The sequence below is a fragment of the Streptomyces sp. YGL11-2 genome, assembly GCF_050054615.1.
Lineage (GTDB): Bacteria > Actinomycetota > Actinomycetes > Streptomycetales > Streptomycetaceae > Streptomyces.
Genome location: NZ_JBNHIN010000056.1, coordinates 1 through 14,185, shown reverse-complemented (window position 1 = coordinate 14,185; position 14,185 = coordinate 1). Strand labels below are relative to the sequence as shown.

The window sequence follows — 14,185 nt, the reverse complement described above, 5'->3', positions numbered from 1 at the left end:
ATCACTCCTGCCCGTAGCGCGGGTCCACCGACTCCGGTGCCAGCCCGAGGAGTTCGGCGACCTGCTCGACGACGACCTCGTGCACCAGCAGCGCGCGCTCGTCGCGGCTCTTGGTGCGGATCTCCACCGGCCTGCGGTAGATCACGATCCGGTCGCGATATGCGCCGGCCGCCGGCAGCACCCGGCCGAGCGGCACGGCCTCCTCACCCGCACCCGGATCCGGAGCGCCGTCCGGACCGAACCCCGGCACCTCCAGGACCACGAAGTCGACCTGCGCCAGCTGCGGCCAGCGCCGCTCCAGGCGGTCACGGGAGTCGTAGACGAGATCCGTGAACGCGTCGGCGCGGGTCACCGACAGCGGTACCTGGGGCGGCGCGATCGGACCGCGCATGCCGCGGCCGTGGCGGTCGCGGCGGCGCGGCCGGGGCTCCGCCGGGCGGGGTGGTACGGGGCTGTCCATCAGATCGAGCGTAGCCGTCGCGGGGCGGCCCGCACGGCAGTGTGCGACAACTGGCCGGTTGTCGCCGGGTGATCACTCCGGGCCCGGTTCGGTTCGTTCCCGCCCGCCGTCGGATCGCACGGCTCCCACGGAATGACATGAAATGCGCCGACCGGTGACGGGTTCCGGCCGGCCGCGCGGCCCGTCCCGGCCCACCCCGGGCAGGTCCTGCCGAGCGGGTGCAGGTCAGACGCATCGGACGAACCGGGACGACACGGTTGGGTGAGCCGGGGGAGAGTCGTCGCGGCCCGCTCAAGAGTGCGGTACCGTCCAACGTCGTGAGCCCTGTACGTCGCTGTTCGCGCACTGCGTGCGGCCGCCCCGCCGTCGCAACGCTGACGTACGTCTACGCGGATTCGACCGCCGTGCTCGGACCGCTCGCCACCTACGCCGAGCCGCACTGCTACGACCTGTGCGCCGAGCACTCCGAGCGGCTGACCGCCCCGCGCGGCTGGGAGGTCGTCCGCCTCGCCGTCGACTCCGGACCCGCCCGCCCCAGCGGCGACGACCTCGAAGCGCTGGCCAACGCCGTCCGCGAGGCCGCCCGTCCCCAGGAACGCGCCGCGGGCGCCGGCGGCGGCCCCGAGACCATGGGCCCCGGCCGCGACGGCCGGCCCATGGAGGTCGCCCGCCGCGGCCATCTCCGGGTCCTGCGCTCACCCGACTCCTGACACCTCCGCACGACGCCTTCCGGGCAGCTGCCCGCCCGCTGCCGTTCCCGTCCTGTTCGCGGCCCCCGCACCGGGCGTACGGGTAGGTTTGGGGCTCCGTAGCGACTCCAGGAGGGCTGGCTGTGACTGATCTGTCGCAGATCGTGAAGGCGTACGACGTGCGCGGTGTGGTCCCCGACCAGTGGGACGAGACGCTGGCCGAACTCTTCGGCGCGGCCTTCGTCCAGGTGACCGGTGCCGACGCGATCGTCATCGGGCACGACATGCGGCCCTCCTCTCCCGGCCTCTCGCACGCCTTCGGGCGCGGCGCCGCGGCCCGCGGCGCGGACGTCACCGAGATCGGCCTGTGCTCCACCGACGAGCTGTACTACGCCAGCGGCGCACTCGGCCTGCCCGGCGCGATGTTCACCGCCTCGCACAACCCCGCCCAGTACAACGGCATCAAGATGTGCCGGGCCGGCGCCGCCCCGGTCGGCCAGGACACCGGCCTCGCCGACATCCGCGCCCTCGTCGAGCGCTGGACCGCCGACGGCGCCCCCGAACCCGCGGCCACCCCCGGCACCGTCACCCGCCGCGACGTCCTCGCCGACTACGCCGCCCACCTGCGCTCCCTGGTCGACCTGAGCGGCATCCGCCCCCTGAAGGTCGTGGTGGACGCCGGCAACGGCATGGGCGGCCACACCGTCCCCACCGTCTTCGAGGGACTGCCGCTCGAACTGGACGCCCTGTACTTCGAGTTGGACGGATCGTTCCCGAACCACGAGGCCAACCCCCTCGACCCGAAGAACATCACCGACCTCCAGGCCCGGGTCCGCGAGACCGGCGCCGACATCGGGCTCGCCTTCGACGGCGACGCCGACCGCTGCTTCGCCGTCGACGAGAACGGCGACCCGGTCTCCCCGTCCGCCATCACCGCCCTGGTCGCCGCCCGCGAACTCGCCAAGCACCCCGGCGGAACGATCATCCACAACTGCATCACCTCCTGGTCCGTCCCCGAGGTCGTCAAGGAGAACGGCGGCGCCCCGGTCCGCACCCGCGTCGGCCACTCCTTCATCAAGCAGGAGATGGCCAACACCGGCGCGATCTTCGGCGGCGAGCACTCCGCGCACTACTACTTCCGCGACTTCTGGAACGCCGACACCGGCATGCTCGCCGCACTGCACGTCCTCGCCGCCCTCGGCGGCCAGCCCGGTCCGCTGTCGCAACTCGTCGACCGCTACGACCGCTACGCCGCCTCCGGCGAGATCAACAGCACCGTCGACGACCAGGCCGGCCGGCTCGCCGCGATCAAGGCCGCCTACGAGGGCCGCGACGGCATCACCCTCGACGACCTCGACGGGCTGACCGTCACCGCCCCCGACTGGTGGTTCAACGTGCGCCCCTCGAACACCGAGCCGCTGCTCCGGCTCAACGCCGAGGCCCGCGACGCGGCCACCGTCGACCGGGTCCGCGACGAGGCCCTGGCGATCATCCGCGGCTGAGCCCGCACCCGGGGTGGGAGGCCCGCCCGGCACCGGCCCTCCCACCCCGGAGACCTCCCTCCGGGCAGGCCGGTTCTGCGGCGGCCCTCCCACTCCGGCGGTAGGCTGGCCACGCCGCAACCACGCCGAAGGAGCAGCCGCCATGCCGGTCGAAGCCAGCCTGATCCAGATCCTCGCCTGCCCGGCGTGCCACGCCTCGCTGGAGGACCGCACCGCGGACGAGTCGGCCGAGCTGATCTGCACCTCCGCCGACTGCGGCCTCGCCTACCCCGTCCGGGACGGCATCCCCGTGCTCCTCGTCGACGAAGCCAGCCGCCCCGCCTGACCGGGCACCACCGGGCCCGCCCCGGTACGCCCGGCGTTCCCCCGCCCGACCCGGCGAATCGGAGGCCGCGCCCACCATGCTCGACGAGTCACTCCTCGACGCTCCCGAGGCGCTGGCCGGCGCCGACCGCTTCGGCCTGCTGCGCGGCGTCGCCGAATCCGGTGCCCGGGTCCGCACCGCCGCCCGCAGCGCCACCGAATCCGGCATCCCCGAGCTGACCCCCGACGGCCGGCCGCGCGCCCTCCTGGTCGCCGGCCCCGGACCGGCCGCCGGCGGCGTCGCTGACCTGCTGCGTGCCCTCAGCGGCGGCAGCAGCCCGGTCAGCCTCATCCAGCCCACCGGCGTCGCCCCGCTGCCCGGCGCCCTGCGCTGGACCCTGCCCGGCTGGGCCGGCCCCCTGGACCTGCTGCTGCTCGCCGGCCCGGACGCCGCCGACCCCGGGCTCGCCGAACTCGTCGAGCAGGCATACCGCCGCGGCTGCGCCGTCGTCGCCGTCACCCCGGCCGGCGGCCCGCTCGCCGAGGCCGTCATCCAGGCCCGCGGCCTCGCCGTCCCCCTGGCTACCACCTCCTACGACGCCGAGTTCGACGTCGAGGGCGCCCCGCCCGCCGCCCCCGGCACCCTCTGGTCCGTACTGATCCCGCTGCTCGCGCTCGCCGACCGCATCGGCCTGCTCAGCGCCCCGCCGGACGCCCTCGGCAAGCTCGCCGACCGCCTCGACCAGCTCGCCGAACGCTGCGGCCCGGCCATCCCCACGTACACCAACCCCGGCAAGACCCTGGCCGCCGACCTCGCCGACGCGCTCCCGCTGATCTGGACCGAGGGCCTGATCGCGCACGCCGTCGGCCGGCACTTCGCCACCGAACTCGCCGGCCTCGCCGGCCGCCCCGCGCTCGCCGCCGAACTCCCCGAGGCGCTCACCACCCACCGCACCCTCCTGGCCGGCGCGCTCGCCGCCGGCGCCGACCCGGACGACTTCTTCCGCGACCGCGTCGAACAGGCCCCCGCCCTGCACGCCCGGATCGTCCTGCTGCGCGACGGCGCCGCCGGCCCGCTGTCCGCCACCCGCGCCGCCCTCCAGCTCGCCGAGGAGCGCGACACCGCCCTCAGCGAACTGGAACCGGGCACCGGCAGCGATCTGGAGAAGGCCGCCGAACTGCTCGCCATCGCGGATTTCGGCGCCGTTTACCTCGCGCTTGCCGGCACCGAGTGACCATGGCCCCCGGGCCGCCCGCCGTACCGGGCGGCCCCGCCGGCCCCCGTCCGCAACCGCAGAAAGCACCCGTCCCATGGACCGCCTCGCCAATACCGTGCGCCCCTACGCCTGGGGCTCCACCACCGCCATCCCGGAGCTCCTCGGCATACCGCCGACCGGCCAACCGCAGGCCGAGATGTGGCTGGGCGCCCACCCCGGCGCCCCCTCCCGCATCGACCGCGGCGCCGGCACGGTCTCCCTGGCCGAAGTGATCGCCGCCGCCCCCGCGGCGGAACTGGGCGAGCCCGCCGTCCACACCTTCGGCCCCCGGCTGCCGTTCCTCCTCAAGGTGCTCGCCGCCGGCGCACCCCTCTCCCTCCAGGTCCACCCCGACCTCACCCAGGCCAAGGAGGGCTTCACCGACGAGGAGCGGCGCGGCGTCCCGCTCGACGCCCCGCACCGCAACTACAAGGACGCCAACCACAAGCCCGAGCTGATCTGCGCCCTCACCCCCTTCGACGGCCTGTGCGGCTTCCGGCACCCGGCCGAGACCGCGGACCTCCTGGAGGGCCTCGGCGTCGACGACCTCAAGCCGTACGTCGACATCCTCCGCGCCGGCCCCGAACAGTCCGCGCTGCGCGAGGTGCTGACCGCCGTCCTCAGCGCCGACCGCACCGCGATGGCCGAGTCCGTCGAACGCGCCGCCACCGCCGCCGCCCGGGCCGCCACCGAGGACGGCCCGCACGCGACCGCCTACGCCGCCTACGCCGCGCTCGCCCACCACTTCCCCGGCGACCCCGGGGTGCTCGCCGCCATGCTGCTCAACCACGTCCGACTCCAGCCCGGCGAGGCCCTGTTCCTCGGCGCCGGCATCCCGCACGCCTACCTCAGCGGCCTCGGCGTCGAGCTGATGGCCAACTCCGACAACGTGCTGCGCTGCGGCCTCACCCCCAAGCACGTTGACGTCCCCGAACTCCTGCGCGTGGTCCGCTTCGAGCCCCGCGACGCCGGCGTGCTGCGCCCCGAGGACATCGACGGCGAGGAGGTCTACGACACCCCCATCGACGAGTTCCGGCTCTCCCGCTACCTCCTGGCGCCCGGCGCCGCCCCCCGCCCGCTCGCCTCCCGCACCCCCCAGATCCTGCTCTGCACAGCCGGCACGGTCCGCCTGCGGGACCCGGGCACCGCGGCCGGGGAGGAAGTGACCCTGGCCCCCGGCGAGTCGGTCTTCGTCCCCGCCGGCGAGCGGCTCACCCTCTCCGGCGACGGCACCCTCTTCCGCGCCACCGTCGTCGCCTGACGCCCGTCCGCGACACGGCCTCCATGCGCCTTCCGCGGACCGGGCTGCGACAATGACCGCCGCACGGCATCAAAGGGGCGGTAAAGCCCGGTCTACGGAAGGGACATGGCGCACCCATGAGCGCATCCGGCGGTACCAAGGCGATCGTTGCGGCGCTGGGCGCCAACCTGGCGATCGCCGCGGCCAAGTTCGTGGCGTTCGCCTTCAGCGGCTCGTCCTCGATGCTGGCCGAAGGCGTGCACTCGCTCGCCGACTCCGGCAACCAGGGCCTGCTCCTGCTCGGCGGCAAGAAGGCCCGGCGCGCCGCCACCGCCGAGCACCCCTTCGGCTACGGCCGCGAGCGCTACATCTACGGCTTCCTGGTCTCCATCGTCCTGTTCACCATCGGCGGCGTCTTCGCCCTCTACGAGGGCTGGGAGAAGATCCAGCACCCGCACCCCCTGGACAACTGGTACTGGCCGGTCGGCGTGCTGGTCTTCGCCGTCATCGCCGAGGGCTTCTCCTTCCGCACCGCGATCAAGGAGTCCAACGCACTGCGCGGACAGCAGAGCTGGGCCCAGTTCATCCGCCGCGCCAAGGCCCCCGAACTCCCCGTCGTCCTGCTGGAGGACTTCGGCGCGCTGATCGGCCTGGTCCTCGCCCTGTGCGGCGTCGGCCTCACCCTCGCCACCGGCGACGCCGTCTGGGACGGCATCGGCACCATGGCCATCGGCACGCTGCTCGTCGCGATCGCCCTGGTCCTCGCCGCCGAGACCAAGTCCCTGCTGCTCGGCGAGGCCGCCGGCCCCGAGCAGGTCGCCCGGATCCGCACCGCGCTCGTCGACGGCGACGCCGTCACCCGCGTCATCCACATGCGCACCCTCCACCTCGGCCCCGAAGAACTCCTCGTCGCCGCCAAGATCGCCGTACGCCACGACGACACCGCCACCGAGATCGCCGACGCCATCGACGCGGCCGAGGCCCGCATCCGGGAGGCGGTACCGATCGCCCGGGTGATCTATCTGGAACCCGACATTTTCCGGCCGTCCGCCTGATGGCCTCTCGGCATGCGCGGCAACCAGGCGGATCGGCCGCAGGGTATGCGGTCGCAGGGCGTGGAGACTTCGCCGTCGGGCGGTCCGCTCAGCGCTGACCAGCCCGTGCTCGTAACGGGCAACCCAGGGCAGCGGCCCTGGGGATGCCAACTGGAGCCGGACATCCACCGTGTCCGGATACGGTGATGGCCCCGCTGTGTGGCGGGGCCATCGCCGCATCCACTACCGGATCTCCGCCAGCACCCGCAGTACCTCCGGCCCGTCCGCCGCACCCAGCAACCGCGCCCGGAAGTCCGCGTCCGTCAACTTCCGCGACAACAGCGCCAGGATGCGCAGATGCTCGTCCCCGGCCGCCGCCCGCGGCACCGCGATCAGGAACACCAGCCGCGCGAGCGTGCCGTCCAGGGAACCCCAGTCGATACCGTCCGCGGACCGCGCGAAGGCCACCACCGGCGCGGTCACCGCATCCGTCTTCGCATGCGGAACGGCGATCTCCTCACCGAGCCCGGTGGTGCCCTGCGCCTCCCGCGTCAGCGCCACCCGCACCAGCTCGGCCACATCGGTCACCGAGCCGCCGCACGCGGCCAGTTCGGCCATCTCCCGGATCGCGGCCTCCTTCTCCCCGGCCGCGAGCCGGGTCCGTACGGTCCGCCCGGTCAGATACCCGGAGAGCACCTCAGGGTCCCCCTCCGCATCCCCGCCGTCCTCGGCACCCTCGCCGTCCGCGCCGCGCTCGTCGCCCCCGCCGCGCTCATCCTTCCCGGCGGGGGAGGGGAGCACCGCCGTACGGGCCGCGGACCCGGCAGCCTCCCCGGCCCCGGTACCGGCCCCCGGAACACCACCGGCCCCCACCGCGGCCCCCACCGGCTCCGCCACCGGCACCGCCGCCCCCGCGAGAACCGGCGCGAGCGCGCGACCCTTCCGGCGCTCCGAGAAGTCCACCAGCGCCACCGTCACCAGCGCCGTCACCACCGACCCGGCCACCACCGCGACCGCGAACGACGGCACCCCGCCCACCGCGCCCAGCACGGCCACGATCGGCCCGCCGTGCGGCACCGCGTCCGTCGCCCCGGCCAGCCCCGCGACGGCACCGGCCACCGCACCGCCGAGCATGTTCGCCGGAATCACCTGCGCGGGCCGCGCCGCGGCGAACGGAATCGCCCCCTCCGAGATCCCGAACAGCCCCATGAACAGCGCCGCCATACCGGTCTCCCGCTCCTGCTCGGAGTACAACCGCCGCCGTATCAGCGTCGCCAGCCCCTGCCCCAGCGGCATGACCGGAATCGCCGCCGCGCACATCCCCATCACGCTCTGGTTGCCGGTCGCGATCAGCCCCGCCCCGAAGAGGAACGCCGTCTTGTTGACCGGCCCGCCCATGTCGAACGCGATCATCAGCCCGAGCACCGCCCCCAGCAGAACCGCACTGGACCCGGTCATCCCGCCGAGCCAGCCCGTGAGTTGGGTGAACACCCACGAGACGGGCCGGCCGATGACGTAGATGAAGAACAGCCCGAGCGCCGTCGTCGCCACGATCGGGATCACGATGATCGGCATGATCGGCTGCACGAACCTCGGGACCCTGACCTTCTTGATCCACAGCACCAGATAACCGGCCAGGAACCCGGTCACGATCGCCCCGATGAACCCCGCGCCCGCCTTGGAGTCGTACAGCGCCCCGGTGTTGGCGATCCAGCCGCCGATCATGCCCGGCACCAGCGCCGGCCGGTCGCCGACCGCGTACGCGATATAGCCGGACAGGATCGGCACCATCAGCGTGAACCCGATGACGCCGATGTCGTTCACGTGCTTCCAGAACGAACCGTCCGGGATGACCAGCCCGCCGTCCGGCCGCGGATGCCCGCCCAGCGCGAGCGAGACGGCGATCAGCAGCCCGCCGACCACCACGAACGGGATCATGTAACTGACCCCGTTCATCAGGGCCTTGTACGTCACGCTGCGCTCCCGGCCGCCGCCGGCCGTCTCGCCCCCGGCCGCCGAACCGGAACGGGAGACCCCCGCCCCGCCCTCGTGGACCGGCGCGCTGCACACCCGCTCGATCAACTGCTCGGGGTGGCGGATCCCCTCGGCGACCCCCACCGCCAGCACCCGCTTGCCGGCGAACCGCGCCAGATCGACGTCCTTGTCCGCCGCGACGATGATCCCGTCCGCCTCTCTGACATCGTTGTCAGAGAGAACGTTCTCGGCCCCGATCGAGCCCTGGGTCTCCACCTTGATCTCATGCCCCAGCGACTCCGCGGCCTGCGCCAGCTTCTCCGCGGCCATGTACGTATGGGCGATACCGGTCGGGCAGGCCGTCACTGCGAGCAGCTTCAGCCCCTGCCCGCCCCTCCCCGCGCCCTTGCGGGGACCAGCTGGACTGGTGGTCACGTGGTTCTCCTCATCGCGAACGTGCGCGCGGCCCGTGCACCCGTCCGCGCGCTCCCCGCATCCTCCAACACCCGACGGCCCCCGCAAAGCGCTCCGACCACCCCGCAACCCCCGCCTCCCACCCGGCCCGCCAACGCCCCGCGACCGCCCGGAGCAAACAGAACAAGCCGAACCGGGCTGGGGCCGCCGACCCGATCGGTGTAGATTCGTGACCAGTGTCAGACGTCGCTGCTGATGGCGGTCGGGCGGTCCGCAAACCGGACCGACCGAGGGAGAGAGGGCCTCCGACGGACTGCGCTGCGGCCAGGGGAGGGGTGTGTCCGCCTCCATGCGAACGCACGCTCCTCCGCATACGTCCGGAGAACCCCGGCCCGCGCCGCAGACTGCCCGAATTGCCCCAACAACCTCGACCTCCGAGGAGCAGCCCGTATGACGACAGCAGCCACCGGCCAGGACTTCAAGGTCGCCGACCTGTCCCTCGCCGCCTTCGGCCGCAAGGAGATCACCCTCGCCGAGCACGAGATGCCCGGCCTGATGGCGATCCGCAAGGAGTACGCCGCGACCCAGCCGCTCGCCGGCGCCCGGGTCACCGGCTCGCTGCACATGACCGTGCAGACCGCCGTCCTGATCGAGACCCTCGTGGCACTCGGCGCCGAGGTCCGCTGGGCCTCCTGCAACATCTTCTCCACCCAGGACCACGCCGCCGCGGCCATCGCCGTCGGCCCCCACGGCACCCCCGAGAAGCCCCAGGGCGTCCCGGTCTTCGCCTGGAAGGGCGAGACCCTGGAGGAGTACTGGTGGTGCACGGAGCAGGCGCTGACCTGGCCCAACTCGCCCACCGGCGGCCCGAACATGATCCTCGACGACGGCGGTGACGCCACCCTCCTCGTCCACAAGGGCGTCGAGTACGAGAAGGACGGCAAGGTCCCCGGGATCGAGACCGCCGAGAGCGACGAGCACCGCGCCATCCTGGAGCTGCTCACCCGCACCCTCGCCGAGGCCCCGGAGAAGTGGACCAGGCTCGCCTCGGAGATCCGCGGCGTGACCGAGGAGACCACCACCGGCGTCCACCGCCTCTACGAGATGCAGCGCGACGGCGACCTGCTCTTCCCGGCGATCAACGTGAACGACGCCGTGACCAAGTCGAAGTTCGACAACAAGTACGGCTGCCGGCACTCCCTCGTCGACGGCATCAACCGCGCCACCGACGTCCTCATCGGCGGCAAGACCGCCGTCGTCTGCGGCTACGGCGACGTCGGCAAGGGCTGCGCGGAGTCCCTCCGCGGCCAGGGCGCCCGCGTGATCATCACCGAGATCGACCCCATCTGCGCCCTCCAGGCCGCGATGGACGGCTACCAGGTCACCACCCTCGACGAGGTCGTCGAGACCGCCGACATCTTCGTCACCACCACCGGCAACAAGGACATCATCCTCGCCTCCGACATGGCGCGGATGAAGCACCAGGCGATCGTCGGCAACATCGGCCACTTCGACAACGAGATCGACATGGCCGGCCTCGCCAAGCTCCCCGGCATCGTCAAGGACGAGGTCAAGCCGCAGGTCCACACCTGGACCCACCCGGACGGCAAGGTCCTGATCGTGCTGTCCGAGGGCCGCCTGCTCAACCTGGGCAACGCCACCGGCCACCCGTCCTTCGTGATGTCCAACTCCTTCGCGGACCAGACCCTGGCCCAGATCGAGCTGTTCACCAAGCCAGAGGAATACCCCACCGACGTCTACGTGCTCCCCAAGCACCTCGACGAGAAGGTCGCCCGCCTCCACCTGGACGCACTGGGCGTCAAGCTCACCACCCTGCGCCCGGAGCAGGCCGCCTACATCGGCGTCGAGGTCGAAGGCCCCTACAAGGCCGACCACTACCGCTACTGAGCCGCCGCCGCACCGCCGGCCCACCCGGGCCGGCACCCGGCACCACCGGCACCCGCCGGCCCCAGGCCCTCGCCCTCCCGGCGGGGGCCTGACCCGTAAAACCCCCCGAAACGCCCACACCACCCCCGGCCCACCGTCCACCCCACCCCTCCGAAAGACCCCACCCCCATGCCCCGCGGCCACTACTCCCTGCACGACCCGCACGACCACACCCCCCTCGGCGAAGAACACTTCCACTGCGCCACCGGCCCCTCCGGCTGGCGCTACGTCTCCCAGACCGTCAACCCCGCCGGCGACCACACCGGCTCCGTCGACCTCACCCTCGACGCACTCGGCCGCCCCCTCCGCCTCGAACTCACGCGTGGCGGTTGGCAGGTCCGCGGCGCCGCCCTCGACGGCGTCACCTGGGTACGCACCGACCCCACCGGCGAACACGCCACCGAAGGCAACGTCCCCGCCCACGCCTTCACCGGCGCGTCCCCCGCCTTCCTCATCGCCACCGCCCGCCTGCTGCGCCCCGCCCTCGGCGTCGGCGCCACCCGCGCCCGCCTCGTCGCCTTCACACCCCCCGTGCTCGCCCCCCGCACCCTCGACCAGTCATGGGCCCTGCTCAAAAGCACACCACACGCCACTGACAACGCCCCCCTCATCGCCGACGAGTACCAGGTCACCGACCTCGAAACCGGCGAACAGCACCCCGTCCACATCACCGGCGACGTCGTCCTCTCCGCCCCCGGCATCGAACTCGAATCCCTCGACTCACCCCCGTCCGCCTTCACCTGACCCCACCCCCGGCACCCGCCCCGCCCGGCCGCCACCCCACCGCCGAACCGCACCACCGCTCACACCGGCGGAGCGAACCCCGTACGAGACGCCTGCCCGCCCCCCGGCCCGCCACCGGCTCCCGTAGGCCCCACCTCACCCGCACCCGCCCGCAACACCGAAGCCGCAGGCCGGCCCACGCCGTCGCCCGCCGCCGCACCCCCGGGCGCCACCCACCCCACACCGTCCGCGGACACACCGCCCCCACCCGCCGGCGACGGCACCACCTCTGCCCCCGCCCCCGCAACCTCGAAGTGCGCCACCTCGGAAACCACCGCCCCCGGGCCCGCCGCCCCCACCGGCGCCCCGAACGCCCGCCGCGACTCCCGCCCCTGCCGCTCGGCCACCACCGCGGCCAGATACACCGCCACATCCACCCCCGCCGGCACCGCCACCCCCGTGAACCCCCGCAGGTCCTCCACCAGCCGCCCGGCCATCGCCGCGCCCGCCTGCGGATCCAGCTCCCCCAGCCGCGTCAGGTACTGCCGCACCGCCAGCCACCACCCGTCCGGCACCCGCGACAGATCCAACGACCCGAGCTCCCCCGCCAGCCACGAAGGCGCCGCCGGCAGCACCACCCCGCCGGCCTCCGCCTCCGGCACCCGCTCCCGTACGACCAGCGTCCCCGCGAACACATCGCCCAGCCGGCGCCCCCGCGCCGACACCAGCGACGCAACAGAGGCCACGACCCCCATCGTCATCACGATCTCGACGGCCCCCATCGCCCCCCGCACCAGCGCATGCCGGAACCGGATCGGCCCGCCGTCCTCCCGCACCACCCGCAGCCCGCAGATCAGCTTCCCCAGCGACCGGCCGTGGCTCAGCGTCTCGACCACGATCGGGATCCCTACCTGCACCAGCAGGAAGGTCGCCACCGTCACCGCTGCCACCACCGCACCGTCCATCGAGGACGTCGCACTCACCATCAGCATCGTCACCGCGATGTACGTCCCCCAGGCCACGGCCAGATCGACCACCACCGCCAGCCCCCGACTCGCCAGCCTGGCCGGCCGCAGCCCCAGCACCACCGCTTCACCCGTAACGAGCTGACTCACACGCCCACTCCCTCTCGTCCCCTCTTCCCCGCGTTCCCCTGCCGCGCCCCCGACACCGCGTACCCGATGAGGGCCCCGGCCCGACGTCCCGCCAGTCTGCCAAGCTGGCCCGACAACCACCCACAGCGCTGCGAGGAGCGACGAATGGACCTGGACGTCTTCGCTACGGCCCACGGCGCCGAATGGGACCGCCTGGAAACCCTGCTGGGCCGCAAACGCCGCCTCACCGGCACCGAGGCCGACGAACTCGTCGCCCTCTACCAGCGCACCACCACCCACCTCTCCCTCCTCCTCTCCAGCGCCCCCGACCCCGCGCTGACCGGCCGCCTCACCTCCCTCGTGGCCCGCGCCCGCAGCAAGGTCACCGGCGCCCGCACGTCCTCCTGGCGCGACGCCGCCCGCTTCTTCACCACGTCCTTCCCCGCCGCCGTCTACCGCCTGCGCCACTGGTGGATCCCCACCGCGATCCTCTCCGTCACCGTCGCCGCGCTCCTCGGCTGGTGGATAGCCGCCCACCCGGAAGTCCAGGCCGCCCTGGGCGCCCCGCAGGACCTGCGGGACATGACCCGCCCCGGCGGCGAGTACGAGACGTACTACTCCAGCCACCCCGCCGCGGCCTTCGCCGCCCAGGTATGGACGAACAACGCACAGGCCGTCGCCCTCTGCCTGGTCCTCGGCGCCTTCCTCGGCCTCCCCGTGCTCTGGGTGCTCTTCCAGAACATGCTCAACCTCGGTGCGGGCCTGGGCCTGATGTCCTCCGCGGGCCGCCTCGACACCTTCCTCGGCCTGATCCTCCCGCACGGCCTCCTCGAACTGACCGCCGTCTTCGTCGCCGCCGGCATCGGCCTCCGCCTGGGCTGGACCGTCGTCGACCCGGGCCCGCGCACCCGCCGCACGGCCCTGGCAGAAGAGGGACGCACCGCCCTGGGCGTCGCCGTCGGCCTGGCTGCTGTCCTCTTCATCTCCGGCGCCATCGAAGGCTTCGTCACCCCCTCCGGGCTCCCCACCTGGGCCCGCATCGGCATCGGCGTCCTCGCCGAGCTGGCATTCCTCACCTACGTCTACGTCCTGGGCGGCCGCGCCGTACGAGCCGGCGAGACCGGCGACATCACCCAGGACGACCGAGACGCCCTCCTCCCCACCGCCGCCTGATGTGCGCGGACCCCACCTGACCTGCTAATCTCCTCTCCGCCCCAGAAACCCGTTGACACGGGTGACAGGGGGAGGTAGATTCGAACGGTTGCAACGAACTGGACAGGTTCAACCGCGACGGTTAGTCTCTTCTCCGCTCCGGCCGCACATTCACATCGGCGGAGCGCAACCGACCACTTACCGGAAGTTCCCGGTCGATTAATTCGGCCGAACGCTTTCTGATAAAGTCGGAAAAGCCGAAAGGCGAGCCCCCCGACGGGTAATCAGAACGGAATTCGAACCGGAAACGGTAAGAATGAAGATCTGCTAAAGTCGGAAAGGCCGAAAAGCGAAAGCGAAGCGGCCGACCCCGCTCCAACAGGGGGCCGGAGCCGGA

Annotated in this window: 12 protein-coding genes; 9 read left to right on the top strand and 3 right to left on the bottom strand. The window is 73.0% G+C overall.

The window, feature by feature from the left end; genetic code table 11:
• Position 1: 1 nt before the first annotated feature.
• The gene (locus tag ACO1BR_RS36865; RefSeq protein WP_426799471.1) at positions 2-460 is read right to left on the bottom strand and encodes a metallopeptidase family protein; all 459 of its coding nucleotides are present in this window, start codon (positions 458-460) and stop codon (positions 2-4) included.
• Positions 461-717: 257 nt separating this feature from the next.
• Between ACO1BR_RS36865 and ACO1BR_RS36860 the strand changes: the two genes are divergently transcribed.
• From ACO1BR_RS36860 to ACO1BR_RS36835, 6 genes are all read left to right on the top strand, one after another.
• Complete coding sequence (locus ACO1BR_RS36860) at positions 718-1,170, top strand: DUF3499 domain-containing protein (protein WP_159503474.1); 453 nt, start codon at positions 718-720, stop codon at positions 1,168-1,170.
• Between the two features lie 122 nt (positions 1,171-1,292).
• A complete protein-coding gene (locus ACO1BR_RS36855) occupies positions 1,293-2,651 on the top strand; it encodes a phosphomannomutase/phosphoglucomutase (protein WP_426799470.1) in 1,359 nt (452 codons plus the stop codon).
• 142 nt (positions 2,652-2,793) lie between these two features.
• The gene (locus tag ACO1BR_RS36850) at positions 2,794-2,976 is read left to right on the top strand and encodes a Trm112 family protein (RefSeq protein WP_426799469.1); all 183 of its coding nucleotides are present in this window, start codon (positions 2,794-2,796) and stop codon (positions 2,974-2,976) included.
• A 76-nt stretch (positions 2,977-3,052) separates the two neighbouring features.
• Positions 3,053-4,189: an SIS domain-containing protein gene (locus tag ACO1BR_RS36845; RefSeq protein WP_426799468.1), complete on the top strand. Its 1,137-nt coding sequence runs from the start codon at positions 3,053-3,055 to the stop codon at positions 4,187-4,189.
• Between the two features lie 76 nt (positions 4,190-4,265).
• Positions 4,266-5,471: a mannose-6-phosphate isomerase, class I gene (manA, locus tag ACO1BR_RS36840; RefSeq protein ID WP_426799467.1), complete on the top strand. Its 1,206-nt coding sequence runs from the start codon at positions 4,266-4,268 to the stop codon at positions 5,469-5,471.
• Positions 5,472-5,587: 116 nt separating this feature from the next.
• Complete coding sequence (locus ACO1BR_RS36835) at positions 5,588-6,505, top strand: cation diffusion facilitator family transporter (RefSeq protein ID WP_426799466.1); 918 nt, start codon at positions 5,588-5,590, stop codon at positions 6,503-6,505.
• Between the two features lie 222 nt (positions 6,506-6,727).
• Here the strand turns inward: ACO1BR_RS36835 and ACO1BR_RS36830 are convergent, their stop codons facing one another.
• Entirely contained in the window at positions 6,728-8,824 is a 2,097-nt protein-coding gene (locus ACO1BR_RS36830; protein WP_426799503.1) for a fructose-specific PTS transporter subunit EIIC, read from the bottom strand.
• Positions 8,825-9,322: 498 nt separating this feature from the next.
• Between ACO1BR_RS36830 and ahcY the strand changes: the two genes are divergently transcribed.
• Together ahcY and ACO1BR_RS36820 are read left to right on the top strand one after the other, a co-directional pair.
• Positions 9,323-10,780, top strand: coding sequence for an adenosylhomocysteinase (ahcY, locus tag ACO1BR_RS36825; protein WP_426799465.1), 1,458 nt, complete (start codon positions 9,323-9,325; stop codon positions 10,778-10,780).
• Between the two features lie 168 nt (positions 10,781-10,948).
• Complete coding sequence (locus ACO1BR_RS36820) at positions 10,949-11,563, top strand: hypothetical protein (RefSeq protein ID WP_426799464.1); 615 nt, start codon at positions 10,949-10,951, stop codon at positions 11,561-11,563.
• Between the two features lie 59 nt (positions 11,564-11,622).
• Here ACO1BR_RS36820 and ACO1BR_RS36815 read toward each other — a convergent pair whose 3' ends face one another.
• Positions 11,623-12,657: an RDD family protein gene (locus ACO1BR_RS36815; protein ID WP_426799463.1), complete on the bottom strand. Its 1,035-nt coding sequence runs from the start codon at positions 12,655-12,657 to the stop codon at positions 11,623-11,625.
• A gap of 144 nt (positions 12,658-12,801) precedes the next feature.
• Between ACO1BR_RS36815 and ACO1BR_RS36810 the strand changes: the two genes are divergently transcribed.
• Entirely contained in the window at positions 12,802-13,809 is a 1,008-nt protein-coding gene (locus tag ACO1BR_RS36810) for a stage II sporulation protein M (RefSeq protein ID WP_426799462.1), read from the top strand.
• Positions 13,810-14,185 lie beyond the last annotated feature (376 nt).

Bases quoted from the DNA above. Each gene is read 5' to 3' on its own strand.
- ACO1BR_RS36865 (WP_426799471.1), bottom strand. From the start codon at position 460: ATGGACAGCCCCGTACCACCCCGCCCGGCGGAGCCCCGGCCGCGCCGC.
- ACO1BR_RS36850 (WP_426799469.1), top strand. From the start codon at position 2,794: ATGCCGGTCGAAGCCAGCCTGATCCAGATCCTCGCCTGCCCGGCGTGC.
- ACO1BR_RS36845 (WP_426799468.1), top strand. From the start codon at position 3,053: ATGCTCGACGAGTCACTCCTCGACGCTCCCGAGGCGCTGGCCGGCGCC.
- manA (WP_426799467.1), top strand. From the start codon at position 4,266: ATGGACCGCCTCGCCAATACCGTGCGCCCCTACGCCTGGGGCTCCACC.
- ACO1BR_RS36835 (WP_426799466.1), top strand. From the start codon at position 5,588: ATGAGCGCATCCGGCGGTACCAAGGCGATCGTTGCGGCGCTGGGCGCC.
- ahcY (WP_426799465.1), top strand. From the start codon at position 9,323: ATGACGACAGCAGCCACCGGCCAGGACTTCAAGGTCGCCGACCTGTCC.
- ACO1BR_RS36820 (WP_426799464.1), top strand. From the start codon at position 10,949: ATGCCCCGCGGCCACTACTCCCTGCACGACCCGCACGACCACACCCCC.
- ACO1BR_RS36810 (WP_426799462.1), top strand. From the start codon at position 12,802: ATGGACCTGGACGTCTTCGCTACGGCCCACGGCGCCGAATGGGACCGC.